The 26,395-nt window shown below is 61.7% G+C and carries 14 protein-coding genes; 6 read left to right on the top strand and 8 right to left on the bottom strand.

The window, feature by feature from the left end:
• Positions 1-22: 22 nt before the first annotated feature.
• Positions 23-916, top strand: coding sequence for a LysR family transcriptional regulator (locus PSH91_RS07545; RefSeq protein ID WP_047227898.1), 894 nt, complete (start codon positions 23-25; stop codon positions 914-916).
• Positions 917-925: 9 nt separating this feature from the next.
• Positions 926-1,522 carry a tRNA-uridine aminocarboxypropyltransferase gene (locus PSH91_RS07550; RefSeq protein WP_047227897.1) on the top strand — a complete coding sequence of 199 codons (597 nt, stop codon included), beginning with the start codon at positions 926-928 and terminating at the stop codon, positions 1,520-1,522.
• A 151-nt stretch (positions 1,523-1,673) separates the two neighbouring features.
• Here the strand turns inward: PSH91_RS07550 and PSH91_RS07555 are convergent, their stop codons facing one another.
• From PSH91_RS07555 to PSH91_RS07565, 3 genes are all read right to left on the bottom strand, one after another.
• A complete protein-coding gene (locus PSH91_RS07555; protein WP_047227896.1) occupies positions 1,674-3,038 on the bottom strand; it encodes an HlyD family type I secretion periplasmic adaptor subunit in 1,365 nt (454 codons plus the stop codon).
• Positions 3,039-3,205: 167 nt separating this feature from the next.
• Positions 3,206-5,365 carry a type I secretion system permease/ATPase gene (locus tag PSH91_RS07560; protein WP_305467746.1) on the bottom strand — a complete coding sequence of 720 codons (2,160 nt, stop codon included), beginning with the start codon at positions 5,363-5,365 and terminating at the stop codon, positions 3,206-3,208.
• A gap of 27 nt (positions 5,366-5,392) precedes the next feature.
• The gene (locus PSH91_RS07565) at positions 5,393-6,751 is read right to left on the bottom strand and encodes a TolC family outer membrane protein (RefSeq protein WP_107322109.1); all 1,359 of its coding nucleotides are present in this window, start codon (positions 6,749-6,751) and stop codon (positions 5,393-5,395) included.
• Between the two features lie 452 nt (positions 6,752-7,203).
• Here PSH91_RS07565 and PSH91_RS07570 point away from each other — a divergent pair, with 452 nt between their 5' ends.
• On the top strand, positions 7,204-14,319 hold the full coding sequence (locus PSH91_RS07570) for a retention module-containing protein (RefSeq protein ID WP_305467747.1): 7,116 nt from the start codon (positions 7,204-7,206) through the stop codon (positions 14,317-14,319).
• Between the two features lie 126 nt (positions 14,320-14,445).
• Here the strand turns inward: PSH91_RS07570 and PSH91_RS07575 are convergent, their stop codons facing one another.
• The 4 genes from PSH91_RS07575 to PSH91_RS07590 all read right to left on the bottom strand — a co-directional run bounded on the left by PSH91_RS07575 (position 14,446) and on the right by PSH91_RS07590 (position 18,938).
• Positions 14,446-14,805, bottom strand: a complete 360-nt coding sequence (locus PSH91_RS07575) for a DUF6124 family protein (RefSeq protein ID WP_305467749.1) — start codon at positions 14,803-14,805, stop codon at positions 14,446-14,448.
• 360 nt (positions 14,806-15,165) lie between these two features.
• Positions 15,166-17,730: a hypothetical protein gene (locus PSH91_RS07580; protein ID WP_305467751.1), complete on the bottom strand. Its 2,565-nt coding sequence runs from the start codon at positions 17,728-17,730 to the stop codon at positions 15,166-15,168.
• 216 nt (positions 17,731-17,946) lie between these two features.
• Entirely contained in the window at positions 17,947-18,342 is a 396-nt protein-coding gene (locus tag PSH91_RS07585; RefSeq protein WP_305467753.1) for a YbaN family protein, read from the bottom strand.
• Between the two features lie 8 nt (positions 18,343-18,350).
• Positions 18,351-18,938 (bottom strand): YecA family protein, encoded by a 588-nt coding sequence (locus PSH91_RS07590; protein ID WP_047226200.1) that lies wholly within the window; start codon positions 18,936-18,938, stop codon positions 18,351-18,353.
• 420 nt (positions 18,939-19,358) lie between these two features.
• On the opposite strand from PSH91_RS07590, the gene recQ reads away from it, so the two are divergent.
• The 3 genes from recQ to PSH91_RS07605 all read left to right on the top strand — a co-directional run bounded on the left by recQ (position 19,359) and on the right by PSH91_RS07605 (position 24,057).
• Complete coding sequence (recQ, locus tag PSH91_RS07595) at positions 19,359-21,485, top strand: DNA helicase RecQ (RefSeq protein ID WP_305467754.1); 2,127 nt, start codon at positions 19,359-19,361, stop codon at positions 21,483-21,485.
• Between the two features lie 118 nt (positions 21,486-21,603).
• Positions 21,604-22,038 (top strand): MarR family transcriptional regulator, encoded by a 435-nt coding sequence (locus PSH91_RS07600; protein ID WP_047226202.1) that lies wholly within the window; start codon positions 21,604-21,606, stop codon positions 22,036-22,038.
• A gap of 93 nt (positions 22,039-22,131) precedes the next feature.
• Positions 22,132-24,057 (top strand): FimV/HubP family polar landmark protein, encoded by a 1,926-nt coding sequence (locus PSH91_RS07605; protein WP_305467756.1) that lies wholly within the window; start codon positions 22,132-22,134, stop codon positions 24,055-24,057.
• A gap of 126 nt (positions 24,058-24,183) precedes the next feature.
• Here the strand turns inward: PSH91_RS07605 and PSH91_RS07610 are convergent, their stop codons facing one another.
• The gene (locus PSH91_RS07610; protein ID WP_047226204.1) at positions 24,184-26,385 is read right to left on the bottom strand and encodes a patatin-like phospholipase family protein; all 2,202 of its coding nucleotides are present in this window, start codon (positions 26,383-26,385) and stop codon (positions 24,184-24,186) included.
• Between the last annotated feature and the right edge of the window lie 10 nt (positions 26,386-26,395).

Raw genomic sequence — 26,395 nt, forward strand, 5'->3', positions numbered from 1 at the left:
CCCGCCTGTATGGAGAGACCCCATGGCCAACGCTCTACCCGACCTGAAACTGTTGCGCATTTTCGTCAGCGTCGTGCGGCACCAGGGGTTCGCCAATGCCCAGCACGAGCTCAACCTTTCCACGTCGGCCATCAGCACCTACATGAGCCAGCTCGAATCGGCCCTGGGCCTGGTGTTGTGTCATCGTGGGCGGGGTGGGTTCAGCCTGACCAGCAAGGGCGAGTTGTTCCACCAGGAGACCCTGCGTCTGTTGGGCGAGCTTGAAGGGTTCGAGCAATACGCCGCCGCGCTGAAAGGAGAGTTGCGCGGCACACTGAACCTGGGGGTGATCGATTCCACCGTCAGCGACAAAGCCCTGCCGTTCGCCGAAGCCATCGGCGCCTACAGCCAGGAGCATCCGGCAGTTCACCTGCACCTGTCGGTCATGAGTCCGTACGAACTGCAACTGGGCGTGCAGGACAACCGCCTGGACCTGGCCATCGGCGCGTTTTCCACGCGCATGAGCGGCCTGGTCTACATGCCGCTGTACCGTGAGCAGCACTGGTTGTATTGCAGCAACCGTCACCCGCTGTTCAACGAGCGGCGTATCCCTGAGCAACTCATCACCCAGCAACGCATGGTCGGGCGCGGTTACTGGAGCCAGGCCGAACTGGCCCGTCACGGCTTCAAGCACAGCGCGGCGACGGTGGAGAGCATGGAGGCGCAGTTGATCCTGGTATTGTCCGGCGCCTACGTCGGCTATCTGCCCGAACACTACGCTCAGGCCTGGGTGGACAAGGGCGATTTGCGCGTGTTGCTGCCGGCCACTTTTGGTTATCAGGCACCGTTTTCGATGATCGTACGCCGTGGCCGCAGCCGTGAGCCGCTGATCCAGACTTTTCGCGATCTGCTCAAGGCGCAGCTCAACCAGGCCTGAGGTGCCGTCATGTCCAGAATTCATTGTCCGCGCTGCCACAGGCCGCAAAGTCATTGCCTGTGCCCGCTGATCCCCAGCCTCGACAGTCGCACCCGGGTGCTGTTGTTGCAGCATCCCAGCGAGGTGAACCATGCCCTGAACACCGCGCGGCTGGCGGCGTTGGGGCTCAATAATGCCGAGTTGATCGTGGGCGAGGTGTTCGAGGATTTGCCTGGGTTGCTCAATCAACCGGGTTATCAGGCGCGGCTTTTGTTTCCCGGCGAAGAGGCGCAGCCCATGCATGCTTATGCTCCGTCTGAGGATCCGCTACTACTGGTCGTCCCGGACGGCACCTGGCGCAAGGCGCGCAAGTTGCTGCACCTCAACCCTCTGTTAGCGGCGCTGCCGAGGGTGACACTGGCCGCGGGCGGTGTGTCTCGATACCGCTTGCGCAAGGCGCCAGGGCCAGGGGCATTGTCGACGGTGGAGGCGGTTGTCCAGGCGCTGCAAACCCTTGAGGCACCGACCTGTTTTGAGCCGTTGCTGAGGCCGTTCGAAGCGTTGATCGAGGGGCAGATTGCGGCGATGGGGGAGGAGGTTTTTCGGCGTAATCATGCCGAGAAATGAGTGGTGCCTTTGCTGGCCTCATCGCGAGCAGGCTCGCTCCCACAGTTGATCTCCAGTGCATGCAAAAATCTGCTAACACCACAGATCCAATGTGGGAGCGAGCCTGCTCGCGATAGCGGCAGCACAATCAACCAAAGTCTCAGCTCAAGGCCTACCGCTCACGCATCGCCTCAGTCCGCGCCTTCAACACCGGCTTGAGCAGGTAATCCAGGACACTTTTCTCCCCGGTAATGATGTCCACCGTCGCCACCATCCCAGGAATGATCAACAACGGTTTGGCATCGCCGCCCAAGTGATTTTTATCTGTGCGCACCTGGATCAGGTAGAAGCTGTTGCCCTTGTCATCGGTGATGGTGTCGGCGCCGATCAGTTCGAGCCTGGCGCTCATCCCGCCGTAGATCGTGTAGTCATAGGCACTGAACTTGACCATGGCTTTCTGGCCCGGATGCAGGAAGGCCACGTCCTGGGGGCGGACCTTGGCTTCGATCAGCAGGTTGTCTTCCAGCGGCACGATTTCTGCCATGTCGCTGCCCGGCTGCACTACGCCGCCGATGGTGTTGACCTTTAGCTGCTTGATCACCCCATGTACCGGCGAGACCACGGTGGTGCGGGTCACGCGGTCGTCGATGGCAATGCTCGAAGCGGTGATTTTTGACAACTCCGTGCGTTTCTCATTGAGTTCCTTGGCCGCTTCGGAGCGAAAGGACTGTTCCGATTCGTCGATCTTGCTCTTGATCTCGTTGATCGCCGATTCGGCCCGAGGAATCGCCAGGGTGGTGGCGTTGAGTGAGCCACGGATTTCCACTGCGCTGCGTTTGAGCCGCAGGATTTCCACCGGCGACACCGCCCCGGTGCGCACCAGTGGTGCCGACATGTTCATCTCTTCTTGCAGCAAGGCCAGGCTGGAACTGAACTGGCCCTGCTTGGAGCGAAACTCCGCCAGCTCCTGGGTTTTCTGGCGCAGTTGTTCGGACAGCGTCCGCTGTTCGCTGGCCAGGCGCCGCTGTCGTTGTTCATACAGCGAGCGTTCGTCCTCGGCCACTTGCGGGGCCTTGCTGATGACTTCAGCGGACAGTTCGAAAGGTCGGCCTTCGGCTTCGGCCGACAAGCGTTCGACCTGGGCGGTCAGGGCATAACGGTCGGCCTCGCTTTCGCCCTTGTTCGACAGAAACCGTGTGTCGTCCAGGCGTAGCAGGGTGTCGCCCTTGTTCACCATCTGCCCTTCGCGCACGAAAATCTCGGTGACGATGCCGCCCTCCAGGTTCTGGATTACCTGAATCTTGCTCGAAGGAATGGCCTTGCCTTCACCGGTGGTGACTTCCTGCAAGACTGCCAGTTTGGCCCACACCAACGCGGTGATGATCAGTCCGGCCGCCAGCCACACCGTGACCCGCGAGCGACGGGGCGAATCCTGCAGCGCGGCACCGGCGGTTTCCGGCATGAACTCGCTTTCGGCGCTTTTGCTGAAACTGCCGAAGTAGCTTCGGGCCGCTGAATCGGGTGTTTGAGCAGACATGGGCGATACCCGTCAGTTAGAAAAAATAAAGCCGAACACATACCTGTGGCTTGAGGGGGTTATCTGTGGGAGCAAGGCTTGCCCGCGATGAAGCTAATGCGGTCTCACTGGAACCGAGGCGCCTGTATCGCGGGCAAGCCTTGCTCCCACAGGTTGCGGTGTTGTTTCTATACCGCCGCAGACCCCACCCGTCCTTTACGCAGTGCATCGATCACCGCTTCCTTCGGCCCATCGGCCACAATCCGGCCGTTGTCCAGCACCACCAGCCGATCCACCAGGCTGAGCATCGACGTGCGGTGGGTCACCAGCAGCACCGTCTTGCCCTGCACATGGGTATGGAGCTTTTGCCGCAACACGTCTTCGCTGCTGTTGTCCATGGCGCTGGTGGGTTCGTCCAGCAGCAGGATCGGCGGGTCGAGCAACAGAGCTCGGGCCAGTAGCACGGCCTGGCGTTGCCCACCGGAGAGCAACTGCCCGCGCTCGCCCACCGGGCGGTCAAAGCCCTGGGGATGCTGGCGGGCCAGTTCGGTAACGCCGGTCAGTTCCGCCACTTCCAGCATGCGTGCATCGCTGATGTAGCGGGCGCCGAGGGTGAGGTTGTCCCGCAGGCTGCCGGCCAGCAGCGGCAGGTCATGGGCGACATAGCCGATCTGCTGGCGCAGGTCCGCCACGTCCAGTTGCCGAAGGTCGAGCCCATCGAGCAGCAACTGGCCTTCCTGGGGCTCATAAAACCCCATCACCAGGCGCGCCAGGGTGCTCTTGCCCGAGCCACTGCGACCGATAATCCCGACCCGTTCGCCGGGCTTGAGGCTGAAACTCACATTCGCCAGCGCCGGGGCGTTCTGGCCGTTGTAATGGAAGGTCACGCCGCTGACGTCCAGCGCGCCCTGCAATTGGGTGCGATCCAGCGGCCGTTGTTTGGCATCGCGCTCTTGGGGCAGCGCCATCAGCGCATCGGTGCTGCGCATGGTCAGCTGTGCCTGCTGGTAGCGGGTGATCAGCCCGGCGATCTGTCCCAGCGGCGCCAGCACCCGGCTGCCGAGCATGTAGGTCGCCACCAGCGCGCCGACGCTGAGGTTACCGGCGATGATGCTGTAGACCCCGGCGACGATGGTCGCCATGCCGGCCAGTTGTTGCAGGAACAGCGTACCGTTGGTGGCCAGCGCCGAGAGGCTGCGGGCGTGGCTGTCCAGGCGGGTGAGGGCGCCATGGGTGCTTTCCCACTGATACTGGCGCTCGCTTTCGGCGCTGCAAGCCTTGAGGGTTTCCAGGCCGCCGAGGGTTTCAATCAGCAATGCCTGGCGCTGGGCGCCCAGGGCCAGGCTTTTCTGCACGGTGTCGCGCAGGCGTGCCTGGATGATCATGGCGAAAATAATGGTGAGCGGAAAAGCCACCACCGGAATCACCACCAGCCAGCCACCCAGCAACCCGATCACCACCAGCATCAGCACGGCGAAGGGCAGGTCGATCAGGCTGGTGAGGGTGACAGCGGTCAGGAATTCGCGCAGGCCCTGGAAGTCATGGATGCTTTGGGCGAACCCGCCGATGGTCACCGGTTTGGCCTTCATCGCCATGCCGGTGATGCGTTCGAACAGGGTCGCGGAGAGGATCACGTCGGTTTTCTTGCCGGCGGTGTCCAGCAGATGGGCGCGCACCACGCGCAAAACCAGTTCGAAACCAGTGCCGATCAACAGCCCCACGGCCAGCACCCACAACGTCGATGTGGCTTGGTTCGGCACCACGCGGTCGTAGGTCTGCATGACGAACAACGGCACCATCAGCCCCAGCAGGTTGATCAGCAAACTTGCCAGGATCGCGTCGCTGTACAGCCAGCGCGACAGTTTCAAGGTGTCACGAAACCAGGCCTCGACCCGTGGAACCAAGGGCGCGCGCAGGTCTTCGAGTTCATGGCGCGGCCGGGCGAACAACGCCTGGCCGCTGTAGACGGCGCTCAGTTCGTCGCGGCTGACCCACTGCTCGCCGCCATCGGCTTCGCTGGGCAGGATCAGCGCCTGGCCGTCCTCACTCCAGCGCCGCAACACGGCGCAACGACCACCGGCCAGAATCAGCATCACCGGCAGGTTGAGTGGCGAAATATCGGCCAGCTCTCGGCGCAGCAAGCGCGCCTGCAAATTGGCCCGGGCCGCTGCGCGCGGCAGCAGGTCCAGGCTCAGACGTTGGTGCGCCATTGGAAGCCCGGCGCCAAGGCTGGCGCGGCTGACTGTCGCGCCATGGAGTTTGCAGAGGATCAACAGACCGTCAAGCAAGGGATCATCGACATTCAGCCGCGGATCGGTGCTGAGGGTTGCGGGTTCCATGCTGGTCACATTGATCGCTCCCATTTTTTTGGGGGGCTACTTCAGTTCTGGCAGCCGCGCTTCGTTTTTGACTTCTGTTTGAGCGACCGCGTCGGCCGGCAGCACCACGCGCTGTTTGCTCAACAGCTGGCCCATGTTCGCCAATACCCGATACATCGAGTATTCCTCGGTGTAGCGCACTTCGGTGTAGCGACGGTTGGCGTTGTACAGCTCGTTTTCGCTATCGAGCACATCGAGCAGGGTCCGCTGGCCGAGACCGAACTGATCCTGATAGGCGGCGCGTACACGGGAAGTGGTTTCGGCGTATTCCCGGGCGGTGGGGGTCTGCTTGCGGGCGTTGAGCATCGCGTTCCAGGCCAGGCGGGTGTCTTCGTTGAGCTGGCGCAGGGCGTTGTTGCGGATGTCCATGGCCTGGTTGATCTGGTGGGCATTGGACGCCAACCGCGCCTTGTCGCTGCCGCCGCGGAACAGGTTGTAGTTCATCACCACGCCGACCCGCCAGTTGTTGTCGTGGCCTTCTTCGCCCCCGAGGTTGTTATTGGCGCCCACCGCCGCCTCGGCGTCGAACCGCGGATAGAACGGCGACTTGGCCACTTCATACTGGCTTTCGGCGGACTGCACGTCGGCCTGGGCCGATTTCAGGTACGGGTTGTTGTCCACCATGCTTTGCTGGGCTTGGCGCAGGTCAGCGGGCATCTCGCCTTTGGTCGAGGGCGGTGTTTCCAGCTCATCGGGCATGCGTCCGACCACGCTGTAGAAGTTAGCCTCGGCGTCGGCCAGATCGACCTGGGCGGTGTCGTAGTTGTTTTCCGCCAGGGCCCGGCGAGCATTGGACTGATCGGAGTCGGCCGTACTGCCCACGCCACGCTCGGTGCGCAGGCCGATCTGGTCGTTGACGCGCAGGTGAGCTTGCAGGTTGTTCTTGGCCAGGGTCACCAGCTCGCGACGCTTGAGCACTTCCAGGTAAACCTCGATGGTGCGCAGCGCCAGGTCCTGGGCGGTGCCTTGGGCGTAGTAGGCCCGGGAATTGACCACGCCTTTGGTGCGTTCCACTTCATTGGCGGTGTTGAACCCGTCAAACAGCATCTGCCGCAGGCGCAGCTCCGACTGGGTGTAAGTCAGGATATTGGTGTGGTGATTGCCCAGCGCCCGGGTGTTGGTGTTGTCACTGTAGCCGCGCCCGTAGCCGGCATTAAGGTCCACCGACGGGAAGAACCCCCCTCTGGCGACCTTGACGTCTTCATTGGCCGACAGACGGCTATCGACCCGTTGCGCCAGTTCCGGGTGAGTAGCAATGGTGCTCTGGATCGCTTCGGTCAACGACATGGCCTGCGCTGAAGAAGAGCAGGCCATGGCCAGCAAAACCGCGCTGCAGAGGGGGGAAAGAACGCGCATGGGGTGCATCTCCTAAGGTCTGTTGTGCTTCGCTGTCGCCAAAATATTGACGTATTTAAGATCAAAACCGTTTCAAGCTTGTAACAACACAGCTAAGAACATCCTGCGCAAAACCTAAGAAGAATTTCTCATAAGACTTATGCCAAAAAAAACTTATGTGCTTGGAAAAAAGCGGCACATTGTTCAAAGCGAAAGCCTTTGAATCTGCGGGTCCTGACGGATTTTGGGCGTCAATAAAGTTCCATAATCATTTTGAAGCGATGTGAAGAGGTGCCGAAAAGGACGACTTGAAAGGCGATTTTAAGTGACGGTTTTTTGTCATTGTGGCGAATAGCTAGCGCCTTTTACGTCCCCGAAAGCTGGCAGATTTTCCAGATTCCCTGGCTGCCAACCCGAGCACCAATTCTTCACCCAGACAGGTGCCGACTGCGGTTGGCAACGGAGGAATGCACATGGCAGCGCTCATCGGTACCGTCAGCAAGGTGGTAGGACAGGTTTTCGCAGAAGCCGTCGGCGGTCTGCGGCGACCTCTGGTTGAAGGTGATCGGCTCTATGCCGGCGAGCACCTGATCACCGGGGCCGAAGGGGCGGTGGCTGTGCAGTTGCAAAACGGCAAGGAGTTGACCCTGGGCCGCGGAAGTGACCTGACGCTGAGCCCGCAATTGCTCGCCAACCAGGCCTCTGCTAGCGATACGCCTGAGGCCACCACACCCAGTGATGCGCAACTGACTGATGTGCAAAAACTGCAACAAGCCATCGCCGCCGGCGCTGACCCGACCCAGACCGGCGAGGCAACGGCTGCAGGCGCCGAGGGCGGTAATCCGGGGGGCGTGGGCGGCGGGCACAGTTTTGTGTTGCTGGAAGAGGTCGGCGGGGAGGTCGATCCGCAGATCGGTTTTCCCACCGCCGGGTTCAACGGGATACCCGAGTTTCCAGACCTGCGTCTGGCCGGTGATCCGGATGACGGCGGCGACGATGCAATCGTGCCACCGGTAGACCCTGAAACCCCGGACAACCCGGTTACCCTTGATGGCTTGACCGTGGATGGCGGTGAATTGACCGCCAATGAGGCGAACCTGTCTGACGGTTCCGCCAGCAATCCCGGTGCGCTGGTGCAAAGCGGCAGTTTCACCATTTCCGCGCCCGATGGGCTGAGCAGCCTGAGTATCGGTGGAATCGCCGTGATCACCGGTGGCGTGCCCGCAGGTTTTCCCCAATCCATCACCTCGGCGCTGGGCAACACGTTGACCATCACCGGTTACAACCCCGCGACCGGTGTGGTCAGTTACAGCTATACCCTGACGGACAATGAAAACCATCCAGCCGGTGGTGGGGCCAACAGCATCAGCGAGCAGTTCCCCGTCGTGGCCGTCGACAGCGATGGCGACACCGCCACGGGGACCCTGGACGTCAACATCACCGACGACGTACCCCAGGCGATTGACGACAGCCACGCAAGCACCGCATCGGAAAGTCTTGTCACGCTCACCGGCAACGTCTTGCCCAACGATCATCAAGGCGCCGACCGCATCCCCACCGGTCCTGACAGCGGGCCGATCATTGGCGGCACGTTCACCGGCACCTACGGCACCCTGGTGCTGAACCCCAACGGCACGTACACCTACACCCTCAACACCAGCGACCCGCAATTCGTGGCGTTGCACGGCGGCGGAAGTGGCACTGAAACCTTCACCTACACCCTGACCGACGCCGACGGCGACACCAGCACCGCCAATCTGGTGTTGCAGGTGCACAACAACGACGACCCAGTGATCATCGAAGGTTTGGACACCGAAGGCGGTGAGCTGAACCTTCAGGAGAAAAACCTCAGCGACGGCACCAGCCCGGACGCTCCAGCGCTGACCCAAAGCGGCACCTTCACCATCACCGCGCTGGACGGTGTACAGACCCTGAGCGTGGGCGGCATCAATGTCGTCACGGGCGGTGTTGCAGCCGGTTTCCCACAATCCATCACCACGGCATTGGGCAACACGCTGACCATCACCGGCTTCAACGCCGCCACGGGCGTGGTGAGTTACAGCTACACCTTGCTGGACAACGAAGCCCACGCAAACGGCAACGGTGCCAACAGCCTCAGCGAACAATTTGCCGTCGTGGTCACCGACGACAACGGCACCACGGCCACTGGCAATCTGGACGTGAATATCGTTGATGATGTGCCTCAAGCCGTGGACGACAGCAACGCCGGCACCGCCTCGGAAACCAACCTGACCCTGACGGGCAGCGTGCTGACCAATGACACCGAAGGCGCGGATCGTGTGGCGTCCGGCCCGGTCACGCCCGGTACCTTCACCGGCACTTACGGCACGCTGGTTCTCAACGCTGACGGTTCCTACACCTACACGCTCAACACCGCCGACGCCGACTTCAAAGGCCTGCACGGCGGCGGCAGCGGTAGCGAAACCTTCACCTACACCCTGACCGACGCCGACGGCGACACCAGCACCGCCAATCTGGTGCTACAGGTACACAACAACGACGACCCGGTGATCATCGAAGGCCTGGACACCGAAGGCGGTGAGCTGAACCTTCAGGAGAAAAACCTCAGCGACGGCACCAGCCCGGACGCTCCAGCGCTGACCCAAAGCGGCACCTTCACCATCACCGCGCTGGACGGTGTACAGACCCTGAGCGTGGGCGGCATCAATGTCGTCACGGGTGGTGTTGCGGCCGGTTTCCCACAGTCCATCACCACGGCCTTGGGCAACACGCTGACCATCACCGGCTTCAACGCCGCCACGGGCGTGGTGAGTTACAGCTACACCTTGCTGGACAACGAAGCCCACGCAAACGCCAATGGCGCCAACAGCCTCAGCGAGCAATTTGCCGTCGTGGTGACCGACGACAACGGCACCACGGCCACCGGCAATCTGGACGTGAATATCGTTGATGATGTGCCTCAAGCCGTGGACGACAGCAACGTCGGCACCGCCTCGGAAACCAACCTGACCCTGACGGGCAGCGTGCTGACCAATGACACCGAAGGCGCGGATCGTGTGGCGTCCGGCCCGGTCACGCCCGGTACCTTCACTGGCACTTACGGCACGCTGGTTCTCAACGCTGACGGTTCCTACACCTACACGCTCAACACCGCCGACGCCGACTTCAAAGGCCTGCACGGCGGCGGCAGCGGTAGCGAAACCTTCACCTACACCCTGACCGACGCCGACGGCGACACCAGCACCGCCAATCTGGTGCTACAGGTACACAACAACGACGACCCGGTGATCATCGAAGGCCTGGACACCGAAGGCGGTGAGCTGAACCTTCAGGAGAAAAACCTCAGCGACGGCACCAGCCCGGACGCTCCAGCGCTGACCCAAAGTGGCACCTTCACCATCACCGCGCTGGACGGTGTACAGACCCTGAGCGTAGGTGGCATCAATGTCGTCACGGGCGGTGTTGCGGCCGGTTTCCCACAATCCATCACCACGGCCTTGGGCAACACGCTGACCATCACCGGTTTCAACGCCGCCACGGGCGTGGTGAGTTACAGCTACACCTTGCTGGACAATGAAACTCACGCAAACGCCAACGGCGCCAACAGCCTTAGCGAGCAATTTACCGTCGTGGTCACCGACGACAACGGCACCACGGCCACCGGCAATCTGGACGTGAATATCGTTGATGATTTGCCCACCGCCCATGCTGATTCCGCCTCGGTGGACGAAGGCGGGACGGTCAGCGGCAACGTTCTGAACAACGATGTGGGCGGTGCCGACGGACCCGCCGCAAGCGGCGCGGTGATCGGTGTGCGTGCTGGCAGCGACACCTCAACCTCGGCGGTTGGCGGCCTCAACACCCAGATCAACGGCACCTACGGCTATCTCACGCTGGACGCCAATGGCAACGCCGTTTACCACAGCAACCCGAACACCGTCAGTGCACCCGGTGCCACCGACGTATTCACCTACACCGTGCGCGATGCCGACGGCGATGAAAGCACCACCACCATCACCATCGATGTCTACAACAGCTGCCTAGTCGCTGAAACCGATCAGGACATCACCGTCTACGAAAAAGCCCTGGACCTGAACCAGGACGGCCAGGACCTGGCTCCCGGCACCGTCACCGGCAGCGCACCGAACGCTACCACTGAAACGGCCAGCGGTAGCCTGGTCGGCTCGGTCACAGGTGCAATCGGCGCCGTCACCTTCGCCCTGGTAGGCAACGCCACCGGTGCCTATGGGCAACTGCTGCTCAACCCCGACGGTTCGTACACCTACACCCTGACCTCGCCAGCCACCACCGCACCTTCGGCCAACGATGGTCCGAATGTCCTGAGCGAAAGCTTTACCTATCAAGCCACCGATTCACTGGGCAATACCGTCACCAGCACCATCGTTATCAACATCGTTGACGACGTGCCCAACGCCCATGCCGATTTGGCTTCGGTGGTGGAGGGCGGCACGGTCAATGGCAATGTGCTGGACAACGACGTGCTCGGCGCCGACGGTGGCGCAGTGATCGGCGTACGTGCCGGCAACGACACCTCAAACCCTGCAACAGGTGGCCTCAACACCCAGATCAACGGCACCTACGGCTATCTCACGCTGGACGCCAATGGCAATGCGGTCTACCACAGCAACCCGGACGCCGTCGGCGCACCGGGGGCCACTGACGTATTCACCTACACCGTGCGCGATGCCGACGGCGATGAAAGCACCACCACCATCACCATCGATGTCTACAACAGTTGCCTCGTCGCTGAAACCGATCAGGACATTACCGTCTACGAAAAAGCCCTGGACCTGAATCAGGACGGCCAGGACCTGGCCCCCGGTACCGTCACCGGCAGCGAGCCGAGCGCCACCAGCGAAACCGCCAGCGGTAGCCTTGTCGGTTCGGTGACTGGTGCCAGTGGTGCGCTGACGTTCAGTCTGGTGGGCAACGCCACCGGCGCCTACGGCCAGTTGTTGCTCAACCCCGATGGCTCGTACACCTACACGCTGACTTCGCCCGCCACGACGGCGCCCAACGCCAACGACGGCCCGAATGTATTGAGCGAAAGCTTCACCTACCAGGCCACGGACGCCTTGGGCAACAGTGTCACCGGCAACCTGGTGGTGAGCATCGTCGACGACGTGCCCATGGCCGTCGCGTCCGAGCGTTCGGTGACGGCGGTGGAGATCGACTCGAACCTGTTGATCGTGCTCGATGTGTCCGGGAGCATGGCCGACCCCTCGGGTGTACCGGGGCTCTCGCGGCTGGACCTGGCGAAACAGGCCATCAGTGCCTTGCTCGATAAATACGACGATCTGGGGGATGTGAAAGTCCAGCTCGTGACCTTCAGCAGCAGCGCCACCGACCAGACTTCCGTGTGGGTGGACGTGGCGACCGCCAAGTCGCTCCTCTCCGGCCTGTCAGCGGGCGGTGGGACCAACTACGATGCGGCGGTAGCGGCGGCCAAGACCGCGTTTGTCACCTCGGGGCAACTGACCGGAGCACAGAACATTGGCTACTTCTTCTCCGACGGCAAGCCCACGACGGGCCAGGGGATTGATGCGGCGGACGAAGTGGCGTGGAAAGCATTCCTCGACGCCAACGGCATCAAGAACTACGCCATCGGCCTGGGCGGCGGTGTCAGTGACACTCACCTCGACCCGCTGGCCTACGACGGCAGCACCCACACCGACACCGACGCGGTGCTGGTCACCGACCTGAACCAGCTCAACTCGGTGCTCTCCGGCACCGTGCAGGGTGTGCCCGTCACTGGCAGCCTGCTGGGCGAGGGCGGCTCGTTCGGCGCCGACGGCGGGTTTGTCAAAAGCCTGGTGGTCGATGGCAGCACCTACAGCTACGATCCGGCCGCCAACGCCGGACAGGGTGCGCTGACCGCCAGCGGCGGGGCCAACCATGGCACCTTCAACACCGCCAACAACACGCTGAGTATCGCCACCGACCACGACGGCACGCTGGTGGTGAATCTCGACACCGGCGAGTACAGCTACACCTCCCAGACCGCCACCAGCGCATTGATCACCGAGACCATCGGCTTCACTGTCAGCGACAACGACGGCGACCTGGCCAGTTCCAGCCTGGTGGTTAAGGTTCTCCCCAACAGCCCGCCCGTGGCAGTCGACGACAACATCATCACCAACGTCCTGTCGGGCAACATCGTGATCCCGGGAGAAATGCTGCTGGGCAACGACAGCGACGCCAACGGCGACCCGCTCACGGCGTCGCCCACCGGCTTCAACACCGGCTGGGTTGCCAGGGGCGCAGACTTCACCGGCAGTACCGGCACGGTCAGCTTCACCGGTAACAACGTGCAGTCGATCAACCTCAACCGCGGCGCTTTTGTCGCCAATGCCGCGACCATGACCGCGGTGCTGGTGGTCAGCGGTGCGCTGGGGATGGTGTCCAACCACAACACCAACGATGAAGACCGGCTCAACATCAGCCTCAAGCAGGGGGAAACCCTCACCCTGGACCACAACCTGGCGGCCGGACGGATCGCCCTGGAGTACTCCCTCAACGGCGGGCCTTTCATTGCGATCACCGACGGTGCCTCGTTCACCGCGGCGGCCGATGGCAACTACCAGATCCACGTCACCAACATCGCCAATGCCAGTGGTGGCAACCCCAACGGCGCGGAAAACTACCAACTGACCTTGACCGTCAACTACGCCGGCGCCCAGGACAGTACGCCGGATTACCACGACAGCTACACCGCCAGCGACAATCACGGTGGCAGCGACAGCGCAGCGGTCGGCATCAGCTATCAGGCTGGCCACACCCTGACGGGCACGACCGGAGACGACGTGCTGATCGCCGGCGAGGGGGACAACATCCTCAACGCGGGTGACGGCAACGATATACTCAGCGCCGGTTCGGGCAACAACGTCTTGCATGGCGAGGCGGGCAACGACTTGCTCTACAGCGGCGCTGGCAACGACCTGCTCGACGGTGGCACCGGCAACGACACCGCCAGCTACGCCCACGCCAGTGCCGGGGTTACGGTGAACCTGGGTCTGTTAGCCGCGCAAAACACCGTGGGCGCCGGTATCGACACCCTGGCGGGCATCGAAAACCTGGTCGGCTCGAACTTCAACGACACCCTCACCGGCGATAGTGCCAGCAACCGCATCAACGGCGGCCTGGGCGACGACGTGCTCAATGGCGGTGGTGGCGATGACGTGTTGATCGGCGGCCTGGGCAACAACACCCTGACCGGAGGCAGCGGCGCTGATACCTTCCAATGGCAGGTGGGCAACAGCGGCCATGACCTGGTCACGGACTTCACCCCAGGCCTCGACAAACTCGACCTGTCGCAACTGTTGCTGGGGGAAAACGGCAGCAGCGCGTCCCTGGACGATTACCTGCACTTCAGCGTCACCGGCAGTGGTGCGTCGGTCATGACCAGCATCGACGTCAGCTCCACGGCCGGCGCCGCGCCGAACCAGACCATCGACCTGGCCGGCGTCAACCTCGCCAGCTACTACGGCGTCACACCGGGCGTGGACGGCATGATCGCCGGCGCGGATACAGCGACCATCATCAACGGAATGTTGAATGATCACTCGTTGAAGGTGGACACCGTGTGAGGTGAACTGAAACGACAAAACCCGTCATGTTCAAATAGGACATGGCGGGTTTGTGTTTTTGAGGGGATGCACGCTTTTGGCGTGAACGGCATGCATGCTTTTGTGGCGAGGGAGAAGGTGTGTCGACTAGCGCGGGTCGACGTTATCCAGCGCGCGGTTTGCCAGCAATCCGCCCAGTTCGATCAATTGCTGAATACCCAGCGCCACATGCCGTCGCGAGCCGTTCAGCTCGAAGGCCAAATCGCTGATCATGGCGTCGGCCGAAGCCAGGGTTTCGCGCAGGTTGGCGAGCAGGCATTCGGTGTCGACGCCGTTGACGACAGTGAAGAGTTGGCCTGGAGGCGGATCAGTTTCGGGTTGGGTCGGTTTGGGTTTCAGGTAAAAGTCGAGGGCGCGTTCGGCGGCTTGGTCGAATGCTTTCGAATCGATAGTGTCGCAGGGGGATGACGGGGCGGTGTCTGGTGGGTTGGGGGTTACTTTGAACATGATGAAACTCCTTGATGAGTGGAGCCGTCATCCATCGCTGCTAAACGAAGAAGGTGGCGGCTGTACGCGGGTTAGCAGACCAGGCATCAAGGAACCCGGCGCACCGAAGTGCCCCACGCATAGCCGCCATAATGCTGACCAGCCGAAGATGATCGACTGATCAATGGCGACACTGGCGTGCCTTGATGGTTCGAGCTGCTAAACCCGATCGCTGATTCATCAGCGACCAGGAAACGATAAAGCCCGACCCCAAGGCGCACAAGCCGGCGGATTCTGGCGCAGTTGTAGGCAATGGCGCAAGAATCGGTGGTTTGAGGGTGAGGCACGCGGGGCGTCTCACCGGTTTAGTGGATTATTCCTTCAACTGCTTCTGGTTTCCTGGCTGCGAGCCTGAAGCGTGAGCGCGGCACCGCGTGATGCCGGGGTGGCGTAGTAGGAAACTTGACCGCGCAGTTGGTTCTGGACGGCGTCGCTGTTGCCGCCAGCATCGGCCAAGCCCCAAGTGACCACGCGTCCATCGTTTGTCAGCGCCGTAAATGCCTGATTGTTGGCGTAGACAGCTTGAACGTCGAAGAGCTGATCAGCCACTGCCCCAATGTCGCCGCCCCAGGCCGTAAGCCCCCATGCCACCACTGTGCCGTCGGCCAGCAGGGCAGCAAAAGCGCCTCGTGTGGAGGTCACTTGCACGATGTTATCAAGTGTGAGGATCGGCCCCGGCACCGCTGCGCCATATTCCGGGTGGCCCCAGGCAACTACATGTCCATCGGCCTGTAACGCAGCAAAGGCCCCCGAGCTGGATGTCAGCTGTAAGATGTCGTTCAGCTCGGCGATATCCTGAGGCACTGATCCACCTAGAGATGGATGGCCCCACGCGACCACATGCCCGTTGGCACGGAGTGCGGCAAAGGCGCCGTGGTCGAGATCGGCATTAGCGTCCACATGGGTGGCGGCTACGTCGATGATGTCGTCGAGCGTGGCGATGTCGCGCGGCACATCACCGCCTCCGCCGGCATGGCCCCACGCGACCACACTGTCATCGGTACGCAGTGCTGCAAAAGCCGCGGCCGAGGCTACTACCCGTTCTACGTTGTTGTATTGGGGGTCGTTCGGCACCGTGCCGCCTGCAAAAGCAGGACCCCAGGCGACCACCTGACCATTGGTGCGGCGCGCAGCAAAGGTCCAGTGGGCTCCTGTGACCTCATCAATGCCAGCCAGTGCCTCGATGGGCCCTGGCAGCGCGCCACCAAATCTCTCATCACCCCAAGCAACCAATCTGCCATCGGTGCGCCGCGCCGCAAACCCGTAAGCGTTAGCGTATACCGCATTGATATCTTTGAGCCTGGCGATCGACTCCGGTACCTCTCCACCATGCACTGAACTGCCCCAGGCAACCACATGGCCATTGGCGCGCAACGCTGCAAAGGAAAAGGCCGAACCAGCGACTTCGACAATGTCGGTGAAGGTCCTGATTGTCGACGGGATATCACCGCCATACAGTGCCATGCCCCATCCGACCAGATGACCACTGTCACGGCGAGCCACAAAAGCGGCATAGGGCGCCATGTGGTCGGTATACACATTGTTGCCATTGCTGAAGACATTAACGGGATTGATACGAACCCAATCATTACCACTGCGCACGTGCAGCAATTTTGATGGTTGGGTATCCGGAAAGTGGCTTGCATTCACACTTTCGCTGTCCCCGTCGTACTGCCACAGCGCCTCGCGTGGCTTGCGCGTCGTTGAATCCAATGCCGTCAGCTGACGTATCTCGCTGGTTGCCCAATGTTTGAAAAACACACTACGCGCACCCATGACGAACAACTGTCCAGAACCCACCTGCCGCCGTATGTCATAAACCGCCGGATCCGAAGGTAGAGGCGACCCTCCCTGACGCCGCAGTGTGTAGTCCAACGTGATGGTCTGATCGATATTCGCCTCCACCACCGACTTCGGCACGGGCACGGTCTTGGCCTGCCCAGCTTCGCTGGCTGAAATGGTAAACGGCACGTTGATGCTGCCCGCACCGGGTAGTCCTACCCAGCGCACTTCTCCGGAATCACCCTCCAGCAGATTGACCTCGGCCGGTATCCGCACCGTGGCGCCGTTGGGCGTATTGGCAGGGTCGAGCTGGTCGCCCAGGGCCTCGTCAATGCTCGGGGGAAACAGCTCCAGCGGTTGGCCAAGATGTATATTCAAACGCTTGATCGGCGACTGGTTGGAGTTGCCCAATTGGTCCGTCACCCGGTATTCGAGCAGCGTATTGGGGTTGTCCCCCGCCTGTTGGAAGGTGTCGGTGAACAGGGTTTTTACCACCGGCATCGAAGCGTCGGTTACCTCAAAGGGGACGGGGAAATTTCCCACTAAAAAGTTGATGCGGTCGTAGTCCCGCGGGTTGGTGTAGGTAAAACCGAACTCGACGCCTTGCGCTGCGCGCTCGGCGCTGACGCCCTCGATGACAACATCGGACGGGATCACCAGATCCAGGCCATCGGGCGCGGGCTCACCCGGCGCGCGCAGGTGATACAGCACGAACAAGTCCTCGGAGGGCTGCGAAGAGTTATCGCTGGGACGGGTCACGAGGTAGTGCAGCCTGTTGACCCCATGGTTCAAGCGTCCGTGGGGGATATACAAGGGCATGCGGTTTGCTTCCTCCCCCGGCTGAACGGTATCGCCAGCGGCAGGAGTGGGGTCGTCATTGACATACAGGTCCACCCGGTCCCAAGCCTCCAGCGTCCAGGCGTGCCGCTGCATTTCCACCAGTGGCTCAATCAGGCATTGAAGGCCCCGCGCCTGACCGTCGTAGAGGCTCTTGGGAATGCCCCCATGGGCGAGGCCGGCCGGCTTCACTGGCGTTATCCAACCCGGAATGATCACAGGGACCATCTTGAACAGTTCGTCTAACTCAGAGGAATGGATGTCCATCATGTTCTCCTGGCAGGTGACGGGGCGTGAGCCTCTTGGGCACGGTTATCACACGCCAGACCGAGGAAGCTGGCTACTGACAGAACTAACAGGTGAGGGCGGGTTTAAGACGAACGGTTGGTGAGGGGCTGGCTGATGGACATGCAGATTTTTGCTCGGAGTACAGGCCCCTGTGGCGAGGGGATGCTCGGGCAGCGTGGGCCCGTGGGCGCGACTTCAGGGCTTATGCAGGGTTTTTTGCTTGAGGATATAAACCGTCACCAGCACCGCACTGGTCAGCATGAATGCGCGCGCCCACGGCAGGGGCACCAGGTAGCAGGACAGGAGGATGCTCACCCACATCAGGCCGATGGCGTAGACCTTGCCCTTGAGTGGGATGCCGTTGCCGCTGAGGTAATCAGCGATCCAGGGTCCGAGCCGCGGATGGCCCACCAGCCAGCGATAGAAGCGTGGCGAGCTGCGGGCGAAGCAGGCCGCGGCCAGCAGCAGGAAAGGGGTAGTGGGCAATACGGGAATGAAGATCCCGATGACCCCCAGCACCACGCTCAACCAGCCAATGGCCAGCAGAACGTAGCGCAGGATCAGCGAGCGGTTGCCGATGGGCGCGAGCACCCGGTGGCTCAGTGGTGGCGCGGCTTGAGGATCGCCGGTTTCTCGTCCGGGGCGTTGCACAGTAGGTACAGGGCGGTGAGGGCTTCAGGGATCTGCACGATCATGTCGTCCATCAGGTTCGCGTCGGCGGCGATGTCGGAAAACTCCGGTTGCTCGTCGAACAGACCGGAACCGACCATGATCGGCAGCAGCATTTCGCTGACTTCTTCCTCGGCGGTTTCGAACCAGGCGGCTTCGCGCAGGAACACGCCTTCCATGAAACCGATGCACCAGCCACGCAGTTCCGAATCGTCCGGGTCATCGCCCAGGTCCAGCTCGCATGGCAATTCGAATTCTTCGTCGGAAGCCAACTGACGGGCGATGTGGGCCTTGAGCAACACCAGCGTGGTTTCGATGACCTCACGCTCGGCATCGTCGGCGTAATGCGGCTCTTCGGCGAACAGCGCGTCGATCCACTCACGCTCCGGCACCTGTTCGGAGCAGATGGACAGGGCGGTCAGGTAGCCGTGAGCGGCCACGTAATCCAGCGCCTCTTCGTGCAGCTCATCGGCGTCGAGGAAGACTTGCAGGCGGGTCAGTTGCTCAGCGAAGGACATTACAGGCTACCTTGGGGAATAAACAATGCGGGAATTCTAGGCCTTCTTGAGCGCCCAGGCCAGCCGCGTGGTGTATTTGCCTCTCCAATGCCCGGGGTGGACACAAATTTGCGCTCGCCCACAGATCAAATGTGGGAGCGAGCCTGCTCGCGATAGCGGTGGAGCAGCTTGCATTGATGTTGAATGGGCCGATGTCATCGCGAGCAGGCTCGCTCCCACAGGGACTGATGGCAACCGGAAGACCCCCGACACCTCTTGTCAGCATCACCCTTTACAACGAAACCCTCGGGTATACTGCCGCGTTTTGTGATGCCCTGCGGCGTCCCGGCGTTTCGAAACGCGCACTTACGATTTGCCGGTGCAGCGTTTTTGATTCTGAACCAGCCTTGCAGGGATGTTTCGGTGATTTTTGGAGTTTTTATGCTCGAACAGGCTCAACGCGTCCTCAAGGACATCTTCGGCTACGACAGTTTTCGTGGCCGCCAGGGTGCCATTATTGAGCGCGTGGCCAGCGGTGGCGATGCCCTGGTGCTGATGCCCACCGGCGGCGGCAAATCGTTGTGCTTCCAGGTGCCGGCGCTGTTGCGCAACGGCCTGGCGGTAGTGGTCTCGCCGCTGATTGCGTTGATGGACGACCAGGTCGCGACCCTTGAAGAGCTGGGGGTTGCAGCCGCTTCGCTGAACTCGACCCTCAGCGCCGAGCAGCAACGGGACCTGGCGGCGCGAATCAAGCGCGGTGAAATAAAAATGCTCTACCTGGCCCCGGAACGCCTGGTGCAGCCGCGCATGCTGGCCTTCCTGCAGAGCCTGGAAATCGCTCTGTTTGCCATCGACGAAGCCCACTGTGTGTCCCAATGGGGCCACGACTTCCGCCGTGAATACCTGCAACTGGGGCAACTGGCCGAACTGTTTCCCGACGTGCCACGCATCGCCCTGACCGCCACCGCCGACAAACGCACCCGCGAAGAAATCGTCGAACGCCTGCATTTGCAGAACGCCGAGCGCTTCCTTTCCAGCTTCGACCGACCCAACATTTTCTACCGCATCGTGCCCAAGGAGCAGCCGCGCAAGCAGTTGCTGGCGTTTATTGCCGAGCGGCGCAGCGATGCCGGCATCGTTTATTGCCTGTCGCGCAAAAAGGTCGATGAAGTGGCGGCGTTTCTCTGCGAGCAAGGCTTTTCGGCATTGCCGTATCACGCCGGCCTGCCCAATGACCTGCGGGCCTATCATCAGAAGCGCTTCCTCAATGAGGAAGGCCTGATCATGGTGGCCACCGTGGCGTTTGGCATGGGCATCGACAAGCCCAACGTGCGTTTCGTCGCGCACCTGGACCTGCCCAAATCCCTCGAGGCGTATTACCAGGAAACCGGGCGCGCCGGCCGTGATGGCTTGCCGGCCGACGCGTGGATGGCCTACGGCCTGCAAGACGTGGTGATGCTCAAGCAGATGCTGCAGAACTCCGAGGGCGACGAGCGCCACAAGCGTCTTGAGCAGCACAAGCTCGACGCCATGCTTTCGCTGTGCGAAGAGACCCGCTGCCGGCGCCAGACCTTGCTGGCCTATTTCGACGAAGACATGCCCCAGCCTTGCGGACATTGCGACAACTGCGTCGACGGTGTGGAAACCTGGGACGCCACCGAGCCGGCCCGCCAGGCGTTGTCGGCGATTTATCGCACCGGGCAGCGCTATGGCGTGGGGCATCTGGTGGACGTGTTGCTGGGCAAGGACAACGAAAAGGTGCGCAGTTTTGGCCACCAGCATCTTTCGGTGTTCGGTGTGGGCAAGGCACGCACGGAAAGTGAGTGGCGTTCATTGTTCCGCCAGCTCGTGGCCCGCGGGTTGGCCGATATCGACCTGGAAGGCTACGGCGGTCTGCGCCTGAGTGCGAGTTGCCGGCCGTTGCTCAAAGGCGAGGTCTCCCTCGAACTGCGCCGTGATCTCAAGCCGGCAACGGCGATCAAGAACAGCAAGAGCCAGGCCAGCCAACTGGTGCGCGGCGAAGAGCGCGACCAGTGGGAAGCCTTGCGCGCCTTGCGTCGCAAGCTGGCCGAAGAGCATGGCGTGCCGCCGTATGTGATCTTCCCCGACTCGACGCTGCTGGAGATGCTCCGCAGCCAACCCACGTCCCTGGCGGAAATGGCCCGGGTCAGTGGCGTGGGCGCGCGCAAGCTGGAGCGTTACGGCGAAGCCTTCCTCCAAGTGCTGGGCGGCGAGGTCGAGGCGCCGAAAGCGGTGGCCGATGTTCGTCACGAATTGATCACCCTGGCCCGCGCCGGCATGACCCCGTTGCAGATCGCCGGGCAACTGCAATGCTCGGAAAAGAACGTTTATACGATGCTGGCCGAGGCCATCGGCAAGCAGCAGTTGTCTTTGGAGCAGGCGTTGGATTTACCCGAGGAGTTGATGGGCGAGGTGCAGGATGCGTTTCTGGACGGCGAAGGCGAGTTGCCAGCGGTGTCGGAAGTCGCAGCAATGTTTGTCGGTCGGGTTCCGGAAGGTGTCCTGTATTGTGTCAGGGCTGCGTTGCAGTCGGAATTTGAAGTCTGATCAGTGAGTTACCTTCCTTTAACGATTCACTACAGGGTAAACCTTGCCTGAATCCGAAGCTCATGCTTAGCTGACTAATAATTAGTTTTTCTCTATTTCAGATCTGATGAGTTTTTTTATGCCGTTAACCGATCAACACCGTTTTGGCATGCAGTTGGCGCAAATGTCTCGAGGCTGGCGTGCCGAGCTGGATCGTCGCCTGGCCGGGTTGGGTCTGTCTCAGGCCCGCTGGCTGGTGCTGTTGCACCTGGCCCGTTTCGAACAGGCGCCGACCCAGCGCGAACTGGCCCAGAGTGTCGCTGTCGAAGGCCCGACCCTGGCCCGGTTGCTCGACAGCCTGGAAGCTCAGGGCCTGGTGCAGCGTCAGGCCGTGGCCGAGGATCGTCGTGCCAAGAAAATCGTGCTTTGTGCACCGGCGCTGCCGCTGATCGAACAGATCGAAACCATTGCCACGCAACTGCGCCGCGAGTTGTTCGAGGGGGTCGATGAAGCCGACATGCGCGTGTGCATGCGGGTCCATGGCACGATTCTGGCCAATCTGGAAAAATCCTGAGGCATATCCCAGGCATCAGACTTTTGAGATTCGGCGGTTCGCGAACTATAACCAGTACTTAGGCGCTCAGTCTGGTAATCAAAAGGGATGCCCATGCTTGTAAGTTTGCAGTGCACGTTGCGCAGTTGGCTCAACGTGTTGGTAGTCGTGGCAGCCATGGGGTATTCGGCGTTGGCATCGGCGCTGGGGCTTGGGGAGATCACCCTCCATTCCGCCCTGAATCAGCCGTTGCGTGCCGATATCGCCCTGGTCGATGTGACCGGGGTAAGTGAAAGCGATTTGTCGGCCAGCCTGGCGAGCGCGGACGATTTCAGCCGTGCCGGCGTGGAGCGGGTGTTCTATCTCAATAGCTTGCGCTTCACGCCAGTGCTGCGCGGCGAGCGCGGCTACATTCGGGTGACCTCCAGCAAACCGGTGGAGGAACCCTTCCTCAATTTCCTGGTGCAGCTCAATCAACCCAACGGGCGTCTGCTGCGCGAATACACCGTGCTGATCGACCCACCGGGCACGCCGGGTATCGTACCGGCGCGGGACGAGCCAGCCGCCGCGGCCCAGGCAACGCCTGCGATCAAGCCGCCTGCGGCTACTCAAGGCAAGCGCTATACCGTCGTGCAGGGAGACAACCCCTGGTCCATCGCCAAACGCCTGCATGACGCCGGCAGCAATGCTTCGGTCAATGAGCTGATGCAGGGCATCCAGGCCCTGAACCCCGGCAGTGACCGGCTTTCCGTGGGCCAGCGTTTATTGCTGCCCGATTCTGCGGTGCTGCCATCAGCGACAGAAACGGCTGCCGCCCCGGCCTCCGCCATGTCCGACGAGCAACTGGCCGCCAGCGTGCTGCAAAACGAGCAGCAACAAAAAACCATCGAGCAACTGCAGGCGCTGCTCCAATCCCAGGACGAAAAAATCGCGAGTCAGCGCAAGCAGATCAGCGAGTTGCAGACACAACTGGCCGAGCTCACGCCAGCCCCTGCTGAATCTGCGCAGCCGGAGTCTGTGCCTGCCGCAACCCCCGCGCCGCCAGATCAAGCACCACCCGTCACAGAACCGGTCCCGGAACCAGAGGAGGGCATTAACTGGCTGTGGATAACAGCGCTGGTGGGGCTGTTGGGGTTGCTCGGGTTATTGCTGTTCCTTCGTCGGCGGCAGCAAGAACAGGCGGAAATGGAGCCCCTGCCCGAGCGTCCTGAACCGATGCTGGAAGACGACACCCAAACCTACGCTTCGACCGCCGACACGGAACAGCCTGAGGCCGCCACGTCGTTCAGCAACGGTGATGCACCTTTGGGGGACGTGCTGGAAGGGGTCGGGATTTACCTGACCTACGGTCGTTTCACCGAAGCGGCGGGATTACTGCGCGCCGCGCTGCTGACAGAGCCCGCGCGCACCGACCTGGGCCTCAAGTTGCTGGAAGTGCTGGGCAAGCAGGGCGATACCATCGGTTTCCAGGCCCAGGAACATCATTTGTTGGCGCAGGGCATTGACGTCAGCACACTCGAAGAAATCCGCGGGCGTTATCCGAAGGTCGCCGCGGTGGCCGCGCCCATGGTCACAGAACCTCTGCCGCCGCTGACTGACGTCGCTCCTGCGTCCAGTGACGAGTTCGAACTCGATCTGGATGCGCTGTCCATGGAAACCAGTTGGGACCTTGCCGAGCCGCAGCACAGCACCACTGAAAAAACCCCTGTTGCGCCCGAAGGCTTTGGGGACTTGTCGCTTTCGAGTTTCGACGCGCCGGACCTGCAGTGGAGCGCACCTTCGGAAACTGAATCGCTGGACGATGCATTTCTCGACGGGTTTGCCGATGAAGAGCAGTCGCTGGAACTGGAGCCGATGGTCCTCAAGCCTGTCCACCAAGAGCCTCAGGTACCGGAACACTCCGACAAGCTGGAGCAAGCGCAGAACTGCATTGACGATGGCGATCTGAAAACCGCCGTCGCACTGCTGGAAGAGTTGCTCGAAGAGGGCAACGAACCTCTCAGGCAAACCGCGCGTGTGCTCCTGGCGGGGATTCGCTGAAGTCCTTTATTAGTGAGCCTGCTGGCCCCTTCGCGAGCAGGCTCGCTCCCACAGGGGATTTGCGGTGAACGCCAAGCCCGCGAACGACACGAAACCAATGTGGGGGCTGCTGCGGATACAGGGCCATCAAAACGTCTGCCCCAGATTCAGATACACCGCCCGCTCGTCATCATCGTTAAACCCATAGCTGAAATTCAGTGGCCCCAACGGCGTATCAAACCCCAGGAAAATACTGGCGGCATTGATGTAGCCGCTGTCGAACTCATTGTCGTTGTTCCACGCCCGGCCGCGTTCCAGGGAGCCGCCGATGTACAGCGGGAAATCCAGCGGCAGGTAGGCTCGCGGTGTGAGCCTGCGGTAATACACGGCGCGCATCAGGCTTATGTTCTGCCCGGAGATGCCGTCTTGGCGAAAGCCCGACAGTTGCCGCGCACCACCGAGTACAAAGCTTGAAGTCACCACTTCAGCGGTGTCCAGGGTACGCCCGTAACGCCCACCGAGGATGAAGGTGTCCGGGCCGTGGCTCAGCGCCTTGTCCAGATTGAGTTCCCATTGGCGGTAACGCTGGTCGGAACCCAATCCCGGCTCATACTGGCGCCAGGTCAGGCCGATGTCTTCGCCTTCATGGGGGAAGTACACATTGTCGAAGGAGTCGAATGAATACTTCAGGTCGTAGAAGCCTTCATTGAAACTTTCGCTGGGCTGGTCGTGATCGCCAATGCGTACATCTGCCTCGCCCCAGGCTTGGCCGACACCGAAACGGATTTCGCCGCTGTTGCCAATCTGCCGGCCCAGGTTCAGGCCAAAGCCATAACGTTCGACGCGGTACTGGGCCACCGGGTCGTTGTCCAGGATGGACTCGACGTTGCGGGATTCGAATTGCCCGTAGGGTGCGATGAAGTAGCGCGAGCCGACATCCAGCGGCTGGTAAAACTCGCTGTACAGCTCCTGCTTGTCGCCAATCTGTGCCCGGGTCAGCCACTCGGCGCCGAGGCGATTGATGCCATTGACCCGATAGCTGGCGCCGAGGTTGAAAGCGCTGTCGCCGCGCATGTCGTCCGACAGGCTCAACCCCAGCCGCAGGTAATCGGTGCCGGTGCGTTTGCCCCGGGCACTGATGACCAGCGTATGGTCCGGGGCCTTGTGCACTACGCGGTATTGCACCTGCTCGAAGTAATCCAGCCCGTACAACGTGCCCATGTCGGTCTGCAAACGACCCAGGTCCAGCGGCTCGCCGACTTGCTGGCGAACGTAATAGCGAATCACGTCGTCACCGACTTTGGAGTCGTTCTCCACGCGAATGGCGGTGATGACCGGCGTGCGCTCGCTTGGGGTACGCGCCGCCATGAGCTCGGGGTCGGCCGGCTCCGTGGGGCGCAGGTGCGCCAGGCGGGCCTCGAGTATTTGGGTGGCACGGTAACCGGCGTCGATCATTTCCTGGGCGCGGCCGAAGTCTGTGGCGCCGAAGCTCGCCAGCGCCGGCTGGATCAGCACATCGTCTTCTCTGAGCGTTGCCAATTGTTCTTCGGAGTTGCGCCGGGTCATCAGGGTGGTCGACTGGTTCAGGACGTCGATCACGGTGACCAATTGCTTGCGGGTGCTCAGCGGGGTGCCGATGTCCACCACGATGGCCCTGTCCACGCCCATTTCCCGGGCCACATCCAGCGGGATGTTGTCGGTCATGCCGCCATCCACCAGCAACCGGCCGTCCAGTTCCACCGGCGCGAATACCGCCGGGATCGACATGCTGGCGCGGATGACCTTGGGCAGGTGGCCCTTGCGAAACACCACTTTCTCGCCACTGGCGATGTCGGTCGCCACGGCGCGGAAAGGGATTGGCAGTTTGTCGAAGTCCCGGGTGTCGCTGGCGTGGGCCAGCAGGCTTTCGAGCAGCAGGGCCAGGTTCTGCCCCTGGATAACGCCCAAGGGCAGGCCGAGGCTGCCGTCATCACGAAAGCTGAGTTTCTGTTTCACCAGAAAGTCCCGATCGTCCTGCTTGCGCCGGAACGGCACGTCCTTGCGCGGCGGAGCGTCGGACAGGGCCTGTTGCCAGTCGATGCCCAAGGCGAGTTTTTCCAACTCGTCGATTTTGTAACCTGAGGCATACAGTCCACCGATCACTGCGCCCATGCTGGTGCCCGCGATGGCGTCGATCTGGATGCCTTGCTCCTCCAGGGCCTTGAGCACCCCGATGTGGGCCAGGCCCCGGGCGGCGCCGCCGGACAGTACCAGGCCGATTTTCGGATGCGGCGCCTCGACGGCGGGCTCGTTGGCATGAACGAGCAGGGGCAGCAGTAGCAGAAGCAGGCAAGGCAGCAGGCGGCGCATCGTCAATCTC

Source organism: Pseudomonas sp. FP1154 (assembly GCF_030687245.1).
In the GTDB taxonomy this organism is placed as follows: domain Bacteria; phylum Pseudomonadota; class Gammaproteobacteria; order Pseudomonadales; family Pseudomonadaceae; genus Aquipseudomonas; species Aquipseudomonas rhizophila.

Excerpts from the sequence above, each read along its gene's own strand:
- PSH91_RS07545 (WP_047227898.1), top strand. The coding sequence starts at position 23 with ATGGCCAACGCTCTACCCGACCTGAAACTGTTGCGCATTTTCGTCAGC.
- PSH91_RS07550 (WP_047227897.1), top strand. The coding sequence starts at position 926 with ATGTCCAGAATTCATTGTCCGCGCTGCCACAGGCCGCAAAGTCATTGC.
- PSH91_RS07555 (WP_047227896.1), bottom strand. The coding sequence starts at position 3,038 with ATGTCTGCTCAAACACCCGATTCAGCGGCCCGAAGCTACTTCGGCAGT.
- PSH91_RS07565 (WP_107322109.1), bottom strand. The coding sequence starts at position 6,751 with ATGCGCGTTCTTTCCCCCCTCTGCAGCGCGGTTTTGCTGGCCATGGCC.
- PSH91_RS07570 (WP_305467747.1), top strand. The coding sequence starts at position 7,204 with ATGGCAGCGCTCATCGGTACCGTCAGCAAGGTGGTAGGACAGGTTTTC.
- PSH91_RS07575 (WP_305467749.1), bottom strand. The coding sequence starts at position 14,805 with ATGTTCAAAGTAACCCCCAACCCACCAGACACCGCCCCGTCATCCCCC.
- PSH91_RS07580 (WP_305467751.1), bottom strand. The coding sequence starts at position 17,730 with ATGGACATCCATTCCTCTGAGTTAGACGAACTGTTCAAGATGGTCCCT.
- PSH91_RS07590 (WP_047226200.1), bottom strand. The coding sequence starts at position 18,938 with ATGTCCTTCGCTGAGCAACTGACCCGCCTGCAAGTCTTCCTCGACGCC.
- recQ (WP_305467754.1), top strand. The coding sequence starts at position 19,359 with ATGCTCGAACAGGCTCAACGCGTCCTCAAGGACATCTTCGGCTACGAC.
- PSH91_RS07600 (WP_047226202.1), top strand. The coding sequence starts at position 21,604 with ATGCCGTTAACCGATCAACACCGTTTTGGCATGCAGTTGGCGCAAATG.
- PSH91_RS07605 (WP_305467756.1), top strand. The coding sequence starts at position 22,132 with ATGCTTGTAAGTTTGCAGTGCACGTTGCGCAGTTGGCTCAACGTGTTG.
- PSH91_RS07610 (WP_047226204.1), bottom strand. The coding sequence starts at position 26,385 with ATGCGCCGCCTGCTGCCTTGCCTGCTTCTGCTACTGCTGCCCCTGCTC.